Source organism: Kribbella sp. NBC_01510 (genome assembly GCF_045040325.1).
In the GTDB taxonomy this organism is placed as follows: Bacteria; Actinomycetota; Actinomycetes; order Propionibacteriales; family Kribbellaceae; genus Kribbella.
The window spans coordinates 7,707,828-7,727,688 of record NZ_CP109418.1 but is presented as its reverse complement, the minus strand read 5'-3'; the positions used below and the strand labels follow the sequence as shown (position 1 = coordinate 7,727,688).

The following is a 19,861-nucleotide window of genomic DNA, read 5'->3' as shown; positions in this document are numbered from 1 at the left end:
CGGGGACGTCGTCCGTGGCTTCGACTCCTCACCGGAGGCGTTGCAGAGCACGCGCGAGCTCTTCCGCGCCGGGGAGGCTTCGGTCAACTGTCCGAACTGGCGCGAGGGGCCGCCGGCTGACACGCCCGGAGGCCCGCACGGCATGCCGGGTGGCCACCGCGAGCGCATACTGCGAGATGTAGGGGGAGCTCGTATCAGGGGGGCCGACGATGCCTGTGCCCGGTGGTTACTCCATCAAGACCTATCGCTATCTGCGGATGGCGATGATCGCCATGATCGTCCTGCTCGGCGCATCGCTGGTGATCGAGTGGTCGAAGACCGATCCGCACTGCCTGCAGAACTCGATCAGTGCCTACTACTACACGCCAGTACGCGCGATCTTCGTCGGCTCGCTGATCACGATCGGCGTGTGCATGGTGGTGCTGAAGGGCAACACCGAGCCGGAGGACATCCTGCTCAACGTGGCCGGCATCCTCGCGCCCGGTGTCGCGCTGGTCCCGACGCCGGGGCGGGGCACCTGCCACTCGGTGCCGGTGGACCTCGGCGATGCGGCGGCGAACGTCTCGAACAACATGCTCGCGTTGTTCATCATCGCCGTACCGTGCCTGGTCGTCGCCGCGATCTTCATCATCCGCGATCGCATCCAGCACCCGAACCAGTGGACGTGGATGTACGTGGTCGGTCTGGCCGTGTCGACGCTGATCTTCGGTGGTGGGCTCGTGTGGTTCTTCGTCGACCGCGAGGGTTTCATCGACAACGCGCACTACGCGGCCGCGATCACGATGTTCGTGTGCATCGTCGCCGTGGTCCTGCTGAATGCGGAGCAGTTCCGGCGCAAGCAGCGCAAGCACGCGGTCCCGCACTCGCCGGCGAACCGGTACTCGGTGATCGCGCTGCTGATGGTGATCGCGCCGCTCGTGATGGTCGGCTGGAAGGCGCTCTTCGGCTGGCAGCACGCCGTCCTGTGGATCGAGGGCACCCTGATCCTGCTGTTCGCCGCCTTCTGGGTGAGTCAGACCCAGGAACTGTGGAACGACGGCATCCGTCAGGAATTGCCGCGGTCACAGGCGACGCCGTCACCGTTGCGATCCAGTTCGGTCGAGTAGCCGGGGTCGCCACGGTGGAGCGGCGCCTTACCGGCGGCGCGCACCTCGGCACAGTTCTTGTAGACCACGGTCGTGGTGGTGGCCTGGGGCGCGGTCGGCTCGGTAGTCGGCAGCGGCTCGGTCTGTGTGGGCGTCGGTTCCGATGGTTGCGTCTGCGTCGGCGTAGGGCTCGGTGTCTGCGTCGGCGTCTCGGTCGGCGTCCGGGTCGGCTCGTGCGTGGGTTCGGTGGTCGGTGCTGTCGTTGGCCCCTCGGTCTGTGGTGCGGTCGGCGTGCTCCCCGGCGCCGGAGTTGTCCCGGCCTCGGTCGTCGCTGCGCGGGTGGGCGCCGTACTGGCCGACTCGCCGCCGCCGAACGGGTTGAACAGCACCAACGCGATCAGGGCGACCGGGATCGCCGCGATCGCGCCGACCTTGACCCTGCTCGTGCCGCCGAACCGGCCCAGCGGACCGCGAACGGCGTGGCCATCCTCGTCGACCCAGAACGCCCAGCCGTCCGGAGCGGGCGGCCACGACTCCTGTGGCCGCCAACGTTTCGGTGGTCGCCACCGCGCGGTCGGCGGATCGGGCCAACCAGGTGGTGCATTGAACTGCCTCACTCCCAACCTCCCCAGTGCGTGCAGCAGCCTAGCGACAGCACGCAGAGACGGAAGGCCGGGGCCAGGAATCCGCCGTGTTTCATGCGTTTGACCGATGTCCCCGCGGAGATGGGCCGACGTAGTGAGGGCTAAGTCTCGTTGACAGACCCAGCGGGGTGATGTGAGGCTCGGTGCATGACTGAGACGCAGGAGCAGGCGCCCGGGGTGGCGGACGACCCGACGAGCCGCAGCCGGACCTTCTCCTGGACGGACCCGGCGCTGACGGCGGCGCGGATCGGGAGCACCCCGGGCCTGGAGATGCTGCGGGCAATGCAGGGCGGGGAGATCCCGGCGCCACCGATCCTGCAGTTGGTCGGCGCGACCGGGTTGGAGGCGGAGGAGGGGCGCGTGACGGTGTTCATGCCGGCGGCCGAGTTCCACTACAACCCGCTCGGCACGGTCCACGGCGGGATCATCGCGACACTCCTCGACACCGCGGCCGGCTGCACCGTGCACTCGACTCTGCCGGCCGGCGTCGGCTACACGTCCCTCGACCTGATGACCCGGTTCATCAAGCCGGTCACCACCAAGTCAGGTCTGCTCCGCTGCGAAGGCACCATCATCAGCCGAGGCCGCCGTACCGCGGTCGCCGAAGCCCGCTTGTTCGACGAAGGCGGCACGCTGCTGGCCCAGGCGACTTCTACGTGCCTGATCTTCGAGGTGCCTCAGGCCTGATCGGCGAGCAGCTTCTCGGTGGCTACCAGACGGACGCAGGTGGCGAGGCCGGTGATGGCGGCTTCCACCTCGGGGAGTTCGGGGTAGGTGGGGGCGATGCGGATGGTCTGGTCGGTGGGGTCGTCGCCGTACGGGTGGGTGGCGCCGGCCGGGGTGATGGCGATGCCGGCCGCCTTGGCCTTGGCGACGACCTCGCGCGCGCAACCCTCCGGCACCTGCAGGCTGATGAAGTAGCCGCCGGCCGGGTTGGTCCACGAGGCCAGGCCGGTACCGCCGAGCTCGGCGGTGAGGATCTTGTCGACCACGTCGAACTTGGGCCGGATCAGCTCGGCCAGCGTCCGCATGTGCGCGTGCAGCCCGTCGGCGTCGCGGAGGAACTGAACGTGCCGCAGCTGGTTGATCTTGTCCGGACCGATGCTCCGCTTCACCGTGTGGCTCAGCCACCACTCGAGGTTGGCCGGTGACGATCCGATGAACGCGACGCCGGCGCCGGCGAACGTGATCTTCGAGCTGGACCCGAACACGAAGACCCGATCCGGGTGACCGTTCTCAGCGCACAGCGCGAGTACGTCGGCGATCGTCGCGGGCGAGTCGGTCAGGTGATGGACGGCGTACGCGTTGTCCCAGAAGATGCGGAAGTCCGGTGCCGCCGTCTCCATCGCGGCGAGCCGGCGGACGGTCTCGTCGGAGTAGACAGCGCCGTCCGGGTTGCTGTACTTCGGCACGCACCAGATGCCCTTGATCCGCGCGTCCTCGGCGACGAGCCGCTCGACGACGTCCATGTCGGGTCCGTCGGCAGTCATCGGCACCGGGATCATCCGGATCCCGAACCGCTCGCAGATCCCGAAATGCCTGTCGTACCCCGGCACCGGGCACAGGAACGCGAGCCCGTCCACGTCGGCCCACCGCTGCTCGGCCCCCGGCACCTTCCCGAGTAGCGCGAACACGACGGCGTCGTGCATCAGTTCGAGGCTCGAGTTCCCCGCCGCCAGCAACTGCTCGACCGGCACCTGCAGATCCTCGGCGAAGATCGCGCGCAACTCCGGCAGCCCGTTCAGCCCACCGTAGTTCCGCAGGTCGGTCCCATCGGCCGCGACCGGTTCCCCCTCCAGCCCCAGCACTCCATTCGCCGTATCCAGTTGCTTCGGCGAAGGCTTCCCGCGGGTGAGATCGAGCTTCAGCCCCTTCGCCACCAACGCCTCATAGTCCTGCCGGGCACGGTCACGCTGGGCGGTCAACTCTTCGACACTCACGGGGGAGTCCTTTCACGGTGCTAGGTGTTAGGCCCCAGCCTAGTGATCACCCGACCGCGTGCAGAAACAGGGAGTGGTCAGCGGCCGCCGCGGCCACACTTCGGGTACCTGGGGTCCCAGGGCGGGCAGGTCGGGAATCCGGGCGGCGGCTTGATCGTCGGCGGCGTACCCGGCGGTGGCGGGGTGATCGGCGGCGTGGGGACCGTCGGCGGCGCCTTGCTGCCGTTGGACAGCACCAGCGTCACCGTCGCACCCTCGGGCGCACCGTCCTCCTGCCGTGGCGTGGTGGACGCGACCGTGCCCGCCGGCGCGTCCGAGTCCACCGGGGTCGGAGAGATCGCGGCCTTGAAGCCCATCGACAGCAGCTTGGCCGTGGCGTCCACCGGGGTCATGCCCTTCAGGTACGGCAGGTCCTTCACGTTGCCGCGGATCGTCTTGTCGTCCGGCTGGACGAACTTGCTGCTCGGCAGTCCGTGCAGCGCCAGCTGCATCGCGGTCTCCCAGATCGGGCCGGCGGTGCCCGAACCGGACGCGTCACGCATCTTCTCGCCGTTGAGGGTCTGACCGATCAGATCCTTGTACGGCGGGTTGGCGTCGGCCACCACCGACGCGGCGGCCAGCTTGGACGAGTAGCCGGCGAACCAGACCGCGAAGTTGTTGTTGATCGTTCCGGTCTTGCCACCCAGGTCGCTCTTGCCGAACTTCAGCTTGCCGCCGGTGCCGCCCGGCTCCATCACCTTGTTCAGCACGTAGTTGACGCCGTCCGCGACCGTCGGCGAGAGCGCCCGGTGACAGTTCGGACCCGGCGTGGGAACGGGCTTGCCCTTGTTGGAGATCGAGGTGACGATCTGCGGCTTGCAGTACATCCCGCGGGCCGCGAACGTCGCGTACGCGTTCGAGAGCATCAGCGGCGTGATGTAGCCGACCGACCCGAGCGTGAACGAGACCACCTGCTCCAGCGGCTTCATCGTCTGGGCGTCGTACATGCCGAGCTTCGAGGCGATCGTGGCGATCGGGCAGAGACCGATCTGCTCGGACAGCTGCAGGAAGTAGGTGTTGGTCGAGGCTCGGGCCGCGTCGATCATCGACGGGTCGGCGATCGTCTTGGTGGAGTTCTTCGGGGTGTAGTCGTCATCGGAAGTGACCCCGGTGCAGGTGCTGAACTTCTTGCCGCTCAGGGGGAGAGTCTGCGGCGAGTTGATCCGGTAGGTGAGCGGCACGCCCTTGCCGATCGCGGCGGCGATCGTGAAGGCCTTCATCGTCGAGCCGTTCTGGAACCCGCCGTACCCACCGGCGTAGGACTTCTCGACGTTGTAGTTGTACGACGTCTGGCCCTTCTTGCTGCCGTAGCTCCGACTCTGCGCCATCGCCTTCACCAGGCCCGTGCCCGGCTCGACCATCGTGATCGCCGCGACCGCCTGGTCGCTGGGCTTGGAGTGCTTCTTGATCGAGGACTCGGCCGCCGCCTGGATCTTCGGGTCGAGCGAGGTGCGGATCACCAGGCCCGCGGTCTCGATGTAGTTCTCCGCGTCTTCCGGGGTCTTGCCGAAGGCCGGGTTGTCCTTGAGCTGGGCGACGACGTAGTCGCAGTAGAACGGGTACCTGGAGTTCGCGCAACCGCTCGGCACGTTGATGACCTTGGCCGGATTGATCACCGGCGTCTTGATCGCGTCCTGGGCCTGCTTGGCCGTGATGACGTTGAGCTCCTGCATCCGGCGCAGCACGACATCGCGACGTTCCTTGGCCCGCCCCGCGTGGTCGATCGGGTTGTAGCCGGTCGGGTTCTTCACCAGGCCGGCCAGCATCGCCGCCTGCGGCAGCGTCAGTTTGGCCGCGTGGACGCCGAAGTAGTGCATGGCCGCCGCGTCGATGCCGTAGGAGCGGTCGCCGAAGAAGGCCAGGTTCAGGTACCGGTTGAGGATCTCGTCCTTGGAGTACTGCTTCTCGACCGCGATGGCGTAGCGCAGTTCGGCGATCTTGCGCTCGTACGTCTCGGCGGTGGCCGCCTTGACCTCCTCCGGCGTGCGCGCCTTGTTGATCAGGGTCAGCTTCACGTACTGCTGGGTGATGCTGGAGCCACCTTGCTGGACGCCGCCGGACGACTGGTTGCGCAGCATGGCGCGCAGGGTGCCCTTCGCGTCCAGGGCGCCGTGCTGGTAGAACCGGTCGTCCTCGATCGCGACGATCGCCTGGAGCATGACCGGGCTGATCTGCTTCAGCGTGACCGGGGTCCGGTTCTCCTGGTACAGCGTGGCGATCGTCGTACCGTCGGCCGCCTGGATGATCGTCTTCTGCGCCAGCGGCTCCGTCTTCAGGTCCTGGGGCAGGTACTGCACGGTGTCGTGGGCCTTCGCTGTGGTCACCCCGGCCAGACCCGCCAGGGGGAGCGCCAGGCCGGCGACGAGAGCTCCCGCCAGCGCACTCACCACGAGGAAAACGAACACCGACTGAACGACGTTGGGCCGTCGAGCCCGCTCGCCTTTGTGCATGGTCCGGCAGATTACGGCAGGAGAGGGGTTTCCGGGACCCTTTTCGTTACGGAATTTACACATCCACGCGGCGATCTCACCAGCTGTGACGACGCGCTCACTCCGCGGCGATCACTCCGGGCCCTGCGGGCACCACGGCGTGGCGTGCGTCACGGCTCAGCCGGTGGGTCAGTAGCCGGTGGGTGGGCGGGGTGTGTAGGCCGACTCCAGGGTGGTGAGCTCCTCCGGGGTGAGGGTGATGTCGAGGGCGGCGACGGCGTCGGCGAGATGGTTCGGTTTGGTGGGGCCGACGATGGGAGCGGCGACGACCGGGTTGTGCAGGACCCAGGCGAGCGCGACCTGCGCCATCGGGACGCCGCGGGTCTCGGCGACCGCCTGGACGGCGTCGGCGATGGGCTCGTCGTTGGCGGCGACGAAGCGCTGTGCGACGAGCGGGTCGGTGTCGCCGCGACGAGTCTGGATGCCCCACGGCCGGGCGAGGCGGCCCTTGGCGAGTGGGCTCCACGGGATGCTGCCGACGCCCTGGTCGGCGAGCAGGCCGAACATCTCGCGTTCCTCTTCGCGCTGCATCAGGCTGTACTGGTTCTGCATCGAGACGAACCGGGTCCAGCCGTGCAGGTCGGCCGCGTGCTGCAGCTTCGCGAACTGCCAGGCCCACATGGACGACGCGCCGAGATACCGCGCCTTGCCGGCCCTGACGACGTCGTGCAGTGCCTCCATCGTCTCCTCGACCGGGACATCCGGGTCGAAACGGTGGATCTGGTACAGGTCGACGTACTCGGTCCCGAGCCGGGTGAGCGAAGCGTCGATCTGTTCGAGGATCGCCTTGCGGGACAGGCCGGATCCGCCCGGGCCGTCGTGCATCCGGAAGTGCACCTTGGTGGCCAGTACGACGTCCTCGCGCCGGCTGTACTTGGTGATCGCCCGGCCGACGATCTCCTCGGAGCTGCCGTACCCGTACACGTTGGCGGTGTCCCAGAACGTGATGCCGAGCTCGACCGCCTGCCGGAAGATCGGCTCAGCCGCGGCGTCGTCCAACGCCCACTCGCTGAACCCTCGCGAGGTGTCCCCGAAACTCATGCACCCCAAGGCGATCCGGCTGACCTTGAGCCCTGACTTGCCCAGACGTGTGTACTCCATCAGCTTGTTTCTTCCTTCAGTCGCGGGGGAGGAGGCGCAACGTCACCGGCGCGACGCCGGGACCGACCACGGCGCCCACGGGACCGGGGCCGTAGCGGTCGTACTTCGCGTGGTAGGCGTTGTCGATGCGCGCGTGGTCGTCCGCGGCGGCGTCGGCGAATGTCACATCCCGTTCGACACCACCGGCCTTGATGCGGCCGGTACCGCTGGCTTTCGCGCGCCGGTACCAGGGGGTGCCGGCACTTTCCATCGACCGGATGTAGATGTCGTCGCCGGCCCGGACCATCCAGATCGTCACGTAAGGCCGGAGTGTGCCGTCCGTGCGGTACGACGAGACGCGGAGCTCGGTCGCATCGCCGATGCGCTGCAGTTCCTCGGCTGTCCAGGTCGTCATGACTCGAACACCTCACGGGCGATGGTGATCGCGGACATAGCCTTGGGCCAGCCGGCGTAGAAGGCGAGGTGGATGATGACCTCCTTGAGTTCGGTCTCGGTCAGCCCGTTCTGCTTCGCCCGAGCCAGGTGGCCGCGGAGCTGTTCGGTGTTCCCGCCGCTGATGAGACTCGCGACGGTGATCAGGCTACGGTCGCGCGGGGACAGTTCGGTGCGCTCCCAGACATCACCGAACAGGACCTCGTCGGTGAGCGCGACGAGCTTCGGCGCGAAGTCGCCGATCATCCTCTGTGCAGGCGTGGGTTCGGTCATGAGCGGACCAGCACTTTCAGCGCCTTGCGGTCGTCCATGGCGCGGTAGCCGTCGGGGACGTCGGTGAGGTCGATGGTGCGGTCGAAGACCTTGCCGGGGTCGACCTTCCCCTCGAGTACGCCGGGCAGGAGAGGCTCGATGTATGCGCGCGCCGGGGCGGGGCCGCCGGTAAGGGTGATGTTGGGACCGAAGAGGCTGGGGAAGCCCACCGGTGCGTCGAGGTACTGCGGGACCCCGACGCGGCTGATCACGCCACCCGCACGGACGACGCCGATGGCCTGTTCGTACGCCGGCATGTGGCCGACGGCCTCCAGGACGACATGGGTGCCGTCGCCGCCGGTGAGCTCGCGGACCTTGGCGATGCCCTCCTCGCCGCGCTCGGCGACCACGTCGGTCGCGCCGAACTCGAGGCCGAGATCCGTGCGGACCTTGTGCCGGCCCATCAGAATGATGCGCTCGGCCCCGAGTTGCCTCGCCGACAGGACAGCCATCAGACCGACCGCTCCGTCACCGATCACGGTGACGGAGGTCCCTGCAGACACGCCACCCTTGAACGCCGCGTGGTAGCCGGTGCCGTAAACATCGGACAGGGTCAGCAGGGACGGGACCAACGCGGAGTCCTCACCCACTGGCACCTTCACCAGCGTGCCGTCGGCGAGCGGTACCCGGACGGCCTCGGCCTGGCCGCCGTACACGCCGTTCGCGTTCCAGAAGCCGCCGTGCCGGCAGGAGGTCTGCAGGCCCTCGCGGCAGAAGTCGCACGTGCCGTCGGACCAGGCGAACGGCGCGATGACGAAGTCGCCCGCGCGGACCGTCGTCACCTCACCGCCGACGTCCTCGACCACGCCGACGAACTCGTGGCCCATCGACTTCCCCTCCGGCGTCGCGGGCAGGTTGTGATACGGGTGCAGGTCGCTGCCACAGATGCAGGACCTGACCACCCGCACCAGGGCGTCCGTGGGTTGCTGGATCACCGGATCCGGTACGTCGATGACCCGCACGTCTCCGGCGCCGTACATGTAAGTCGCTCGCATGGTCTCAGTAAAGGTCACGTTCCAGCCGCGCGGGAGTCACTGCGGATCCAGGTAATGCCAGTGCCTCCCTCCTCCCGGCGACGGTCCGTAACCTTGGCGGCATGGACCACCGAGCCGAGATCAAGGAGTTCCTCAGCTCCCGGCGTGCACGCCTGACCCCGGAGCAGGCCGGCCTGCCCGTGTACGGCGGCAACCGCCGGGTGAAGGGGTTACGGCGGGAAGAGGTGGCGCTGCTGGCCGGTGTCTCGGTGGATTACTACGTCCGGATCGAGCGGGGGCACTTGGCCGGTGCGTCCGAGAGTGTTCTCGAGGCGCTCGCCCGCGCGCTGCAACTCGACGATGCCGAGCGAGCCCATCTGTTCACCCTCGCCCGCGAGTCCGACCCCAGTCCCACGGTCCGGCGGCGTGCGGCGACGAAGGGGGTGCGGCCGGCGATCCAGCAGGTCCTGGACGCGATCACCGACGCGCCGGCCTGGATCCGCAACGGACGCCACGACCTGCTGGCTGCGAACCCGATGGCGCAGGCCCTCTACGCGCCGATGCTCGCCGACCCACGCCGCCCGGCGAACACCGCCCGGTTCGTCTACCTCGACCCGGCGTCGAAGGAGTTCTTCGCCGACTGGGAGCGCGCGGCCGACGACATCGCGGCGATCCTGCGGTTGGAGGCCGGCCGTAACCCGCACGACAAGGCGCTGACCGAGCTCATCGGCGAGCTGTCGACCCGGAGCGAGACCTTCCGGACCCGGTGGGCCGCGCACAACGTCCGCTTCCACCGGACCGGCAAGAAGAAGCTGCACCATCCCGTCGTCGGTGACCTCGACCTCGACTTCGAGGCGATGGAGTTCCCGTCCGACCCGGGCCTGATCCTGCTCGTCTACACCGCGCCGGCCGGTACGCCGACCGCGGACGCGCTCAAGCTGCTGGCCAGCTGGGCCGCCACCCAGGATCGGCCCACCGAAATCGTTGCTCAAGACAAGGAATAGCTGTGCAGATCCTCCCCAAGACCCCCACCGCCAAAGGCCCCGCCGAGTGGTTCACCGGTGACGTCTGGTTCGACGTCGTGATCCGCGGCGAGGCGCCGTCCCGGGTGCGGGTCAACACCGTCCGGTTCGCGCCCTGTGCCCGGACCGCCTGGCACCGGCACACGAACGGCCAGACCCTCCACGTCACCGATGGCGTCGGCCTGATCCAGTCCCGCGGTGGCGAGGTCACCCTGATCCGCCCCGGTGACGTGATCTACACCCCGCCGGGAGAGTGGCACTGGCACGGCGGTGCCCCGGACAACTTCATGGTCCACACCGCTATCTGGGAAGGCACCGGCTCCGACGAACCGGAGACGGAGTGGGGCGACCACGTCACGGACGCGGAGTACGTCGTACCTGCGTGAGCACCTCCGGGAGGTCACCGGAGCTGAGGATGCCGAGGCGTTTGGTGGCGCGGCTGACCGCGACGTAGAGGTCGGAGAGGCCGCGGTCGGACTCGGTGATGATGCCGGCCGGGTCGGCGATCAGCACGGCGTCGAACTCGAGGCCCTTGGACTGGAGTACGTCGAGGAGCGCGACGTCCGCGTCGAGGACGGACGGATCGTGGCCGTGGGCAACATCCGTGAGTACGGCGGCCAACTCGTCGTACCGGGGCGCAGGCACGATGACGGCGAGACGGCCGTCGTGGATCGACTCGCGTTCGGCCTTGATCGCGGTGATCAGTGCATCGGTGAACTTCTCGGCAGACACGCTCCGGGTCCACGGCTCGATACCCGTCTCGCGCACCGAGGCCGGTGGCTGCAGGGACGGGTCGATCGCGGCGAGGACGTCGGCCGCGACGGTCATGATCTCCGCGGGCGTGCGGTAGTTGACGGTCAGCTCGGCGCTGCGCCACCGCCGCGGCGCGTACTTGTCGAGCAGGTCGGCCCACGACCGCACGCCCGCCGCCGACCCGGTCTGGGCGATGTCGCCGACCAGTGTCATCGAGCGACGCGGGCAACGGCGCATCAGCATCCGCCAGTCCAGCTCGGACAGCTCCTGCGCCTCGTCGACGATCACATGCCCGAACACCCAGGTGCGATCGGAGGCCGCGCGCTCCGCCAGGGTGACCGGGTTCTCGATCAGCTGGGTCCGGCGGGCGACCAGATCGGCGAACTGCTCGATCTCCCACGGCATGATCTCGATCCGCTCCGCGGTCAGCTCGATGGCGACGACGCCGCGGGCGTACTCCCGGTTGGCCGCCTCGGCAGCGTCCGCATCGGAAGCCTGACGGTTGCGTGCGGCAACAGTTGCGTCGGTGTCACCGAGCAGCTCGGCCGCTTCGTCGAGCAGCGCGACATCGGACGCCGTCCAGTCCGCGTCCAGCGGCCGGAGCACTGCGGCGCGTTCCTCGTCGGTGAGGTGCGGTGCCGCCGCGGCCAGTCGCTCGGGTGAGGAGAACAGCACCGAGACGAGGAGTTGCGGAGTGAGCTCGGGCCAGAGGCGGTCGAGCAGCGCCTGGACCCGGTCGTCCTCGGTCAGTTCCTTGCGGATGTCCTCGATGTCCTCCGCGCCGACGTACTGGCGTCCGAGCCGGTCGACGATCTGGTTGGTGAACGTCTTGAGGATCCGCCCGACGAAGATCCCGCGCGCCTGGTTGTACGGCTCGTCCGACTCCCGGGCCTTGGTCTGCGCCTTGCGTACGACGTCCGGCCGCAGCACGAGCTCGTGCTGGTCGACCTTGAGCCTGATCGGCGCGCCCGGGACCAGCTGGAAGCCGCGGACCGCCTGCGCGAGGACGTCGGCCAAGGCCACGCCACCTTTGATCCGGGCGGCCGCCGGCGACTCCGGCGCCGTCGCCACCACACCCGGGTACAGCTCACTGATCGTCGCCAGCACGACGCCGGTCTCGCCGAGTGAGGGCAGCACCTGGTCGATGTAGCGCAGGAAGGTGCTGTTCGGCCCGACCACCAGTACGCCGCTGCGCGCAAGCTGCTCGCGATACGTGTAGAGCAGGTACGCCGCCCGGTGCAGCGCGACCACGGTCTTGCCGGTGCCCGGACCACCTTGGACGACGAGGACGCCAGGGAGTCCGGAGCGGATGATTTCGTCCTGCTCGGACTGGATCGTCGCGACGATCTCGTTCATCCGGCCGGTGCGGCTCGCGCCGAGCGACGACAGCAGCGCGGCCTCGCCGATCAGGGTGCTGCGCTCGGCGTCACCGAGCGCAGCGAGGGCGAGGACGTCGTCGTCCACGCCGGCCACCGTCCGGCCGTGCAGCCGGATGTGCCGCCGCCGCTTGACGCCCAGCGGGTCGGCCGACGTGGCGCGGTAGAAGACCTGCGCGACCGGCGTCCGCCAGTCGATCAGGATCGGGTCGTAGTTCTCGTCGAACAATCCGATCCGGCCGATGTGGAACCGGTCGCCGGCGGTTTCGTCGATCCGCCCGAAACACAATCCGCGCTCCACCGACGACAATTGGGAGAGTCGGCCGGAGAACAAGTCCGTGAACGATTCGCGCTCCGTGTAGGCCTGATTGTTCTGCGTGGTTTCCTCGCCTTGGACGCGGTGCAGTTCCGCCCGGGCCCGCTCCCGCAGCACGTCGAGCCGGTCGTACATCGCCGTCACCAGGCCTTGTTCGGCGGCGATCTCGCGCCCCAGCACCTGATCCGTCATCCTGCCCCCGATTCGTGATTGCAGAATCCCCGAATTCCTGATAATCTGTTGCCAGATGCCTTTCCAGGGCATCTTTTTTGTTTTACGCCACAAAACACTCAACGGTAGCGAATTCCGTCGCCACGGGCAATGCCCGCCGATGTGGAACGACCGTTTCACAGCAGGCTCACAGGGAAGCCGAAGGTTGTGCTCAGACGGCCACTCGACACTGGGGTGGACCCGCCACATCCCAGGAGCCGCCATGATCGAGACACCCGTCCTCGTGCTGCCAGGACGACGGGCTCGCAACGACGGTGCGGTGCGGCTCGGCGCCCTCGCCGTGCTGTGGCTGAGCCTGTTGCTGGTCAGCTACTGGTGGGTGGCCGGCGGCGGGGTGCAGGAGCTGGGCGGCTGGGCCACCGGGCTCACCTCGCTGGGCCGGCTGACCGGGTTGGTGGCCGCGGTGCTGCTGCTGGCCCAGGTGGTCCTGATGGCCCGTGTGCCGATGCTCGAGGCCGCGTTCGGCCAGGACCGCCTGGCGCGCATTCACCGGCTGGTGGGATTCACGTCGTTCAATCTGATGCTGGCGCATCTTGTCACGATCACCTGGGGGTACGCCGCGGGGGAGTTGGGCAGGACACCCGCGATGCTGTGGGATCTGACCGTCGACTATCCCGGCATGCTGCTGGCGGTCGGTGGCACGGTCTGCCTGTGTCTGAGCGTGGTGACGAGTATCAAGGCCGCGCGACGGCGGATCCGCTACGAGTCATGGCACCTCCTGCACTTGTATGCCTATCTCGGGGTCGGACTCGCGCTTCCGCACCAGCTCTGGACGGGCCAGGAGTTCCTGTCGTCGACCGGCCGGACCGTGTTCTGGTGGACGGCCTGGGCGGTCGCGGCAGCGACGATCCTCGTCTACCGGGTCGGTGTGCCGATCCGGCGCAACGTACGGCACGGGTTGCGCGTGACAGCCGTCGTACCGGAGGCCGATCGCGTGGTTTCGGTGTACGTCGCGGGCCGGCGACTGGACCGGCTGCGAGCCGAGGCCGGGCAGTTCTTCCATTGGCGGTTCCTCGGCCGGCCCGGCTGGACGCGGGCCAACCCGTACTCCTTGTCGGCCGCGCCGGACGGGCGCGGTCTGCGCATCACCGTCCAGGAGGCAGGTGACGGCAGCGCGGCACTCCGCGCGGTGCGGCCCGGCACCCGCGTCTTTGTCGAGGGTCCGTACGGGCGTTTGAGTCCGCGAGCCCGGACCGAGCGGAAGATCGCCCTGATCGGCGCCGGCGTCGGCATCACGCCGCTGCGAGCTCTCGCCGAGGGTCTGAGCTACGCCCCGCGCGACGCGATCCTGGTCCAGCGGTACACCGACGAGCCGTTGTTCTCCTCTGAGTTCCAGGCACTGCGCCACCAGCGCGGTCTCGACCTGCTGACAGTGCCCGGCCATCGTCGGCGCACCGACTCGTGGCTTGGCCCGGGAATCGACGACCTCGACGACCTGCAGGCCCTGCTGTCCTGGATCCCCGACATCGCCGAACGCGACGTCTACCTGTGCGGCCCCGACAACTGGACCCAATTGGTGAAACGCACGCTCGCCGCCGCCGGCCTCCCGCCCGAACGCCTCCATCTCGAATCCTTCAGTTGGTGACCCTGTGAAACGCATCGTCTTCTGGTTCCTCGGTACGGCGTCTGTTGTCGTACTGCTGTTCGGCTACCACACCTCGACCTCCGGCCCGCAGGCCGTGGCGCGGCCGATCGGTAGCGGCTCGGTGAGCAGCACGCCGACGCCCAGCCCGGCGGCCGGTGCCGGGTCCGGCGGTGATGGGACCGACACCGGCGGCACGCCCTCGCCGTCGGCAACGCCTTCGTCGTCCTCGTCCACGGTCACCGGTGACGTCGCCTCGACGCAGTGGGGACCCGTCCAGGTCCAGCTCACTCTGCAGAGCGGGAAGATCACCGACGTCAGCGTCCTGCAGTACCCGAACGGGAATCACCGTGACGCCGAGATCAACGGGTATGCGTTGCCGATCCTGATCGACGAGACCAAGCAGGCGCAGAGCGCGCAGATCGACATGGTCAGCGGCGCGACGGTCACCAGTGACGGCTACATCCGTTCCCTGCAAAGCGCTTTGGACCAGGCGAAATGACCACCAGCCGGTACGTCGACCACGTGATGGGGATGCCGATCAGCCTGGCCTTGCGCGGCCGCCACACCGACGACGACTCGGCCGCGCGGGCGTGGTCCGGCGCGCTCGACATCCTCCACGCAGCCGACCGCATCTTCAGCACCTACCGCACGGACTCGTACATTTCCCGCCTCAACCGCGGCGAGCTGGCCGTCGCGGACTGTCCGCCCGAGGTCGCCGAAGTCCTCGAGCTGGGCGAACGCGCCCGACTGGAGTCCGGCGGTGCGTTCGACGTACGGCGCGAGCACGGATTGGACCCGAGTGGGGTGGTGAAGGGATGGGCGGTCGAACGCGCCGCGCACGCCTTCGACCAGTTGCCGGACACGGACTACTGCCTCTCCGCCGGCGGTGACATGACGTGTCACGTCGCCACGCCGGACGCGCCCGCTTGGCGGATCGGCATCGAGGATCCGCACGACCCGGACAAAGTGGCCGCTGTCGTCCCGATTCGCAACGGTGCGATCGCCACCTCCGCGCTGCACCGGCGCGGCGACCACATCACCGACGCTCGCACCGGCGCGACGCCGACCACGCTGGCCTCGGTCACCGTCATCTACCCGACCCTCACCCAAGCCGACATCGACGCCACCGCGGCCTTCGCCCTGGGGCCTGACGCACTGACCTGGCTCCGGTCCCGCCCCCGGCGTACTGGCCTGGTGATCCTCAGCGACGGCACGCGCCGGCTCTACGGCGACAGCACCCGGGAGATCACCTCGTCGACCATGCCGCGCGGAATAGGGCGGTGGGCAACGAAGCGACGGTAGAAGAACGGGCTGGTGAGCAGATCCGTAGTGAGCTCGGGATCGGTGTCGGCGCCGAGCTCACCGCGCTCGCGGCCGCGTTTCAGGACGGCGAGAAGTGGTTCGCGGCGGCGGTTGGTCAGGTCGGTGTGGAGGCGGGACAAGGCCGGATCGCGTTCGGCCGCGTCGATGAAGGCGGCGAGCAGTCGCGGGAATGCGGTGTGCTCGAGCATCGCGACGAATGCCGTCAGGATCTCGGCGACATCGCTCGTCACCCGGCCGGTGTCGGGCTGCGGGAACGGCCGGAAGGTGGCGTCCATCGCGTCGATCAGCAGCGCGCCGGTGGTCGGCCAGCGCCGGTACAGCGTCGCCTTGCTCGCCCCGGCCCGCCGCGCGACCGCCTCCATCGTGAAGCCGGCCAGGCCGGACTCGTCGAGCACCTCGAGCGCGGCCGCGAGCACCCGTTGCCGGGCGCCGTCGCCGCGGGACGCAGCTGCCATTGATCCACCTCCATCGAAACGCTATCGTATCGATAGATAAGAGTACGGGATCGTTTCGATAGCTGGTGATCCGATGAGGAGAACTGCGTACTGGGTCGCCACCGCGATCGTGGTGACGGAGAGCGCCGTCGGCGGCACGATGGACCTGCTGCGGCTGGCGCCGTTCTACCCGATGATGATCGATCTCGGGTATCCGAGCTACTTCGCCACCATTCTCGGGACGGCGAAGCTCGCCGCCGCGGTCGTGCTGCTCGCGCCCCGGCTGCCGCGGCTGAAGGAATGGGCGTACGCGGGCGTGATGATCAACATGACCGGCGCGGCGGCGTCGAACGCCGCCGTGCACCAGTTCACCGCGATGATCGCGCCTGCCGCGTTCGCCGTCCTGACGCTGACGTCCTGGGCCCTCCGGCCCAGGACGAGGCGGTTGTAGCTACTTGCTGAAGCCGGCGGTCAGGCCGCTGAGCAGTTGCCGACGGAAGACGGCGTACAGGATGACGATCGGCAGAGTGGTGAGCACGACCGAGGCGAGCACCGCCGGGACGTTCACGCTGAACTGGCCCTGGAAGGTCCACAGTGCGAGCGGAAGTGTCCGCTTCTCCGGGCTCTGGGTCAGGATCAGGGGAAGCAGGAAGCCGTTCCAGACCGCGAGGCCGTTGTAGATGCCGACGGTGACGAGGGCCGGCCGGGTGAGCGGCAGCGCGAGTGTCCGCAGCATTCCCCACTCGGTGGCGCCGTCGACCCGCATCGACTCGAACAGTTCCTTCGGTACGTCCCGGATGAAGTTGGTCAGCACCAGCACGGACAGCGGGATCGCGAACGCGATCGACGGCAGGATCAGCGCGATCAGGCTGTCGTAGAGGTGCATCTTGATGATCAGCAGGTAGACCGGGATGATGGTCGCCTGCAGCGGGATCGCGAGGCCCATCAGGAACAACCCGTTCGTCGCCCCCAGGAACCGGCTGCCCGCACCGCGGACGATCGCGTACGCCGCCATGAACGCGATCGCGCCCGCCGGGATCACGGTGCCGGCGGCAACGATCACGCTGTTCACGAAGTACCGCGGGAAATCGGACTCGATCACCAGTCGGTAGTTGGCGAGCGTCGGCTCCGTCGGCAGTGAGAGCGGGTTGTGGGTGAAGTACACGGTCTGGTCTTTGAAGCTGGTGACGACGATCCAGTACAGCGGGATCATCACGACCAGGAGCCACAGCCAGCCCGCGATCCCGCCGAGCCAGTTCATCTGGCGCAGCTTTCGCCCGGCCGGAGCGCCACCGCGCCCGGCCGGTCGCGCCGTCGCCCGCGTTTCCCCGATCACCACGGCCATGTCACATTCCTTCCAACTGGCTGGCCGTCGTGCTGCCGCCGAGTCTGCGGAGCAGCAGCGCCAGGAGCAGGCCCAGGACGACGATAACGACCGCGATCACGCTGGCCAGACCCATCTGGTTGGACATGAACCCCTGCTGGTACATGAGCAGCGCCAGTACCCGGGTCGAGTCGCCCGGTCCACCGGCGGTCAGCACGAAGATCAGGTCGAAGAAGGTCAGCGAACCGACCACCATCAGTGTCGACGACGTGATGATCGTGTACTTCAGCTGCGGCACGGTGATGCTGAAGAACTGCCGCACCCGCCCCGCGCCGTCGATCGCGGCCGCCTCGTACATCGAGACCGGGATCTGCCGGACGCCGCCTTGGTAGATGAGCGAGTGGAACGGGATGAACTGCCAGGACACGATGAAGATGATCACGGCGATGGCGAGGTTGGCCTGGCCGAGCCAGTCCTGGGTCAGGAAGCCGAGGTGCAGCCCCGGGCCGAGGCCGAAGTTCGGGTCGAGCAGCGCCTTGTAGGTGATCGCGATCGCCGCCGAGCTGAGCAGCAGCGGGATGAAGAACAGGACGGCGAGGAACGCGCGGTACCGCTGCCGGCCGGCCAGGAACACCCCGAGCAGCAGGCTCATCGGGGTCTGGACCAGCCAGGACAGGATCATGATCTCGAAGGTCACCCACAGCGCGTGGTACAGCCCCGGATCCCTGAGCGCGACCTGCCAGTTCGCCACGCCGGCGGGATGGATCGGGCCGAGTCCGTCCCACTTGGTGAAGCTCAGCACGAACACACCGACCAGGGGGACGACGCCGAACACCACGAACATCACCAGGGCCGGCAGCACCATCCAGGCGACCGGACCGCTCCGCCCGACGCGGGTCGAGCCGGAGTGAAACGACAGGCGGCGGCCAGTCGACGATGCGACGGGCGGAGCGGTCACGGTCATGGGATCTCCGAGCCTTGATCGAGGAGCGCAGGCGCGGTCAAGAGCACACTCACTGGCCGATCACCGCGTTCATGTTGTCGGCGAACTGCTGCGGGGAGATCGACAGCTGGAACAGCTTGGCGATGTTGTCGAGCAGCGTCTCGGCCTGGGTCGGGCTGAGCGCCTGGTCCCAGGACTGGGCGAAGGTCTTCGCGTTCGCCGAGGTGTCGTAGACGAAGTTCAGCCAGTCCTTGTCGTTCGTGTCGGTGATCGAGGCGAGCCTGTCCTTCGAGTTCTTCGCGACCGCGATGTTGCCCGACTTCACCCACGCGTCGACCGAGTCTTTGTCGAGGGTGTTGTTGGCCAGGAACTTCTTCGCGTTGTCCTTGTCGGCCTGGCTGGCCTTGGAGGAGATCGACAGGTACTGGCCCGGGTTGCCGACGGTGTCGGTCGGGTCGCCCTTGCCGCCGTCGTACGGCGGGAAGTTCATGTAGCCGAGGTGCCCACCGGTCACGAAGTCGCCACCAGAGGCCTTCATGTTCCCGTAGGTCCAGGCGCCGTGCAGCATCATCGCGGCCTTGCCGGTGTAGAGCAGGGCCTGGTCGGCGTTGGAGTCGGCGGTGATCGAGGAGAAGCCCTTGATGAAGCCGTTCGCCTTGATCAGGTTCTGCATCTCTTCGAGCGCCTTCAGCGCGGACGGGTCGGACCAGCCGTTCGCCTTGCCCTCGTAGATGCTCTGGAAGACCTCACTCCCGCCGATCCGGTCGAACAGGAACTCCAGCCACATCATGTTGGTCCAGCGCGACTGCCCGCCGAGCGAGAACGGCGCGATGCCCTTGTCGTTGAACTTGGGCACCAGGTTCATGATGTCCTGCCACGACTTCGGGGGCTCGGCGCCGACCTTCTCGAACGAGCGCTTGTCGTAGAACAGCACGATCGGTGTGACGGTCTCGACCGGCATCGCGTAGATCTTGCTGCCGACGGTGGCCGCGCCGAACGCGGACGGGAAGATCGAGTTCTTCAGGTCGGCGTTGTCACCGAACCAGCCGGTGAGGTCCTCGACCTGGTTGGCGTCGACGTAGGACTTCAGGCCGCCGCCGCCCCAGCCCCAGATCAGCGTCGGGCCCTGGCCGGCGCCGATGGCGGTCTTGATCTTCTGCTTGAAGGCGTCGTTCTGGAACTCGGTGGTCTTGATCGTGCTGCTCGAGTTCGCGTCGTTGAACCGCTTGACCTGAGCCTCCCGGATCGCCTGCTGCGGCTGACCGGTCAGGAACCAGTACGTCGTCGTCCCGCTGCCGGCGGCCGCGCCGCCGGTGGTCGAACCGGACGTGCTCTTCGGGCCGGAGCTGCCGCACGCGGCGAGACCGGCCGCCAGTGCGCCGCCACCGACCAGGCCGAGGAAGGTACGCCGAGATGTCGTCATGGGATCCACTGTGATCTCCGTACTCCGTGCTGCCCCCACAGGTTGCGGAAGCACCTGTCGATATGACTTGTTTTCGAAACATAGATTTCGGAGATACTGCTGTCAAGACTTGAAC

Annotated in this window: 20 protein-coding genes; 8 read left to right on the top strand and 12 right to left on the bottom strand. The window is 68.0% G+C overall.

Annotated features, from left to right (window positions below; translation table 11 throughout):
• Positions 1-209: 209 nt before the first annotated feature.
• A complete protein-coding gene (locus OG558_RS37840) occupies positions 210-1,106 on the top strand; it encodes a hypothetical protein (RefSeq protein ID WP_329476305.1) in 897 nt (298 codons plus the stop codon).
• On the opposite strand, the gene OG558_RS37835 is transcribed toward OG558_RS37840, so the two are convergent.
• Positions 1,046-1,702 carry an excalibur calcium-binding domain-containing protein gene (locus tag OG558_RS37835; protein WP_405067309.1) on the bottom strand — a complete coding sequence of 219 codons (657 nt, stop codon included), beginning with the start codon at positions 1,700-1,702 and terminating at the stop codon, positions 1,046-1,048. The genes OG558_RS37840 and OG558_RS37835 overlap by 61 nt on opposite strands.
• 174 nt (positions 1,703-1,876) lie before the next feature.
• On the opposite strand from OG558_RS37835, the gene OG558_RS37830 reads away from it, so the two are divergent.
• Positions 1,877-2,416, top strand: a complete 540-nt coding sequence (locus OG558_RS37830; protein WP_405067308.1) for a PaaI family thioesterase — start codon at positions 1,877-1,879, stop codon at positions 2,414-2,416.
• On the opposite strand, the gene OG558_RS37825 is transcribed toward OG558_RS37830, so the two are convergent.
• The 6 genes from OG558_RS37825 to OG558_RS37800 all read right to left on the bottom strand — a co-directional run bounded on the left by OG558_RS37825 (position 2,407) and on the right by OG558_RS37800 (position 9,037).
• Complete coding sequence (locus OG558_RS37825) at positions 2,407-3,669, bottom strand: aminotransferase class I/II-fold pyridoxal phosphate-dependent enzyme (protein WP_405067307.1); 1,263 nt, start codon at positions 3,667-3,669, stop codon at positions 2,407-2,409. The genes OG558_RS37830 and OG558_RS37825 overlap by 10 nt on opposite strands.
• 77 nt (positions 3,670-3,746) lie before the next feature.
• Positions 3,747-6,113: a transglycosylase domain-containing protein gene (locus OG558_RS37820; protein ID WP_405067306.1), complete on the bottom strand. Its 2,367-nt coding sequence runs from the start codon at positions 6,111-6,113 to the stop codon at positions 3,747-3,749.
• A 213-nt stretch (positions 6,114-6,326) separates the two neighbouring features.
• Positions 6,327-7,298 (bottom strand): aldo/keto reductase, encoded by a 972-nt coding sequence (locus OG558_RS37815; protein ID WP_405067305.1) that lies wholly within the window; start codon positions 7,296-7,298, stop codon positions 6,327-6,329.
• Between the two features lie 16 nt (positions 7,299-7,314).
• Positions 7,315-7,692 carry a DUF2255 family protein gene (locus OG558_RS37810; protein WP_329476311.1) on the bottom strand — a complete coding sequence of 126 codons (378 nt, stop codon included), beginning with the start codon at positions 7,690-7,692 and terminating at the stop codon, positions 7,315-7,317.
• On the bottom strand, positions 7,689-8,003 hold the full coding sequence (locus OG558_RS37805; RefSeq protein WP_329476312.1) for a carboxymuconolactone decarboxylase family protein: 315 nt from the start codon (positions 8,001-8,003) through the stop codon (positions 7,689-7,691). The genes OG558_RS37810 and OG558_RS37805 overlap by 4 nt, the downstream gene beginning before the upstream one ends.
• On the bottom strand, positions 8,000-9,037 hold the full coding sequence (locus OG558_RS37800) for a zinc-dependent alcohol dehydrogenase family protein (RefSeq protein WP_405067304.1): 1,038 nt from the start codon (positions 9,035-9,037) through the stop codon (positions 8,000-8,002). Before OG558_RS37800 ends, OG558_RS37805 begins: the two co-directional genes overlap by 4 nt.
• A 101-nt stretch (positions 9,038-9,138) precedes the next feature.
• Between OG558_RS37800 and OG558_RS37795 the strand changes: the two genes are divergently transcribed.
• Together OG558_RS37795 and OG558_RS37790 are read left to right on the top strand one after the other, a co-directional pair.
• The gene (locus OG558_RS37795; RefSeq protein WP_329476314.1) at positions 9,139-10,020 is read left to right on the top strand and encodes a helix-turn-helix transcriptional regulator; all 882 of its coding nucleotides are present in this window, start codon (positions 9,139-9,141) and stop codon (positions 10,018-10,020) included.
• A 2-nt stretch (positions 10,021-10,022) separates the two neighbouring features.
• Positions 10,023-10,424 (top strand): cupin domain-containing protein, encoded by a 402-nt coding sequence (locus OG558_RS37790; RefSeq protein WP_405067303.1) that lies wholly within the window; start codon positions 10,023-10,025, stop codon positions 10,422-10,424.
• Here the strand turns inward: OG558_RS37790 and OG558_RS37785 are convergent.
• On the bottom strand, positions 10,393-12,675 hold the full coding sequence (locus OG558_RS37785) for a HelD family protein (protein WP_405067302.1): 2,283 nt from the start codon (positions 12,673-12,675) through the stop codon (positions 10,393-10,395). The genes OG558_RS37790 and OG558_RS37785 overlap by 32 nt on opposite strands.
• A gap of 241 nt (positions 12,676-12,916) precedes the next feature.
• Between OG558_RS37785 and OG558_RS37780 the strand changes: the two genes are divergently transcribed.
• The 3 genes from OG558_RS37780 to OG558_RS37770 are packed head-to-tail and all read left to right on the top strand — an operon-like array spanning position 12,917 to position 15,601.
• Positions 12,917-14,299, top strand: a complete 1,383-nt coding sequence (locus OG558_RS37780; protein WP_405067301.1) for a ferric reductase-like transmembrane domain-containing protein — start codon at positions 12,917-12,919, stop codon at positions 14,297-14,299.
• 4 nt (positions 14,300-14,303) lie between these two features.
• Complete coding sequence (locus OG558_RS37775) at positions 14,304-14,798, top strand: FMN-binding protein (RefSeq protein ID WP_405067300.1); 495 nt, start codon at positions 14,304-14,306, stop codon at positions 14,796-14,798.
• Complete coding sequence (locus tag OG558_RS37770) at positions 14,795-15,601, top strand: FAD:protein FMN transferase (RefSeq protein WP_405067299.1); 807 nt, start codon at positions 14,795-14,797, stop codon at positions 15,599-15,601. The genes OG558_RS37775 and OG558_RS37770 overlap by 4 nt, the downstream gene beginning before the upstream one ends.
• On the opposite strand, the gene OG558_RS37765 is transcribed toward OG558_RS37770, so the two are convergent.
• A complete protein-coding gene (locus OG558_RS37765) occupies positions 15,523-16,077 on the bottom strand; it encodes a TetR/AcrR family transcriptional regulator (protein ID WP_405067298.1) in 555 nt (184 codons plus the stop codon). The two genes, OG558_RS37770 and OG558_RS37765, sit on opposite strands and share 79 nt — an antisense overlap.
• Positions 16,078-16,150: 73 nt before the next feature.
• On the opposite strand from OG558_RS37765, the gene OG558_RS37760 reads away from it, so the two are divergent.
• The gene (locus tag OG558_RS37760) at positions 16,151-16,507 is read left to right on the top strand and encodes a DoxX family protein (RefSeq protein ID WP_329476321.1); all 357 of its coding nucleotides are present in this window, start codon (positions 16,151-16,153) and stop codon (positions 16,505-16,507) included.
• On the opposite strand, the gene OG558_RS37755 is transcribed toward OG558_RS37760, so the two are convergent.
• From OG558_RS37755 to OG558_RS37745, 3 genes are read right to left on the bottom strand one after another with little or no spacing between them, the layout of a single operon-like run.
• Entirely contained in the window at positions 16,508-17,401 is an 894-nt protein-coding gene (locus OG558_RS37755; protein WP_405067297.1) for a carbohydrate ABC transporter permease, read from the bottom strand.
• A 1-nt stretch (position 17,402) separates the two neighbouring features.
• Entirely contained in the window at positions 17,403-18,344 is a 942-nt protein-coding gene (locus OG558_RS37750) for a carbohydrate ABC transporter permease (protein ID WP_405067296.1), read from the bottom strand.
• 49 nt (positions 18,345-18,393) lie between these two features.
• Positions 18,394-19,746, bottom strand: a complete 1,353-nt coding sequence (locus tag OG558_RS37745) for an extracellular solute-binding protein (protein ID WP_405067295.1) — start codon at positions 19,744-19,746, stop codon at positions 18,394-18,396.
• Between the last annotated feature and the right edge of the window lie 115 nt (positions 19,747-19,861).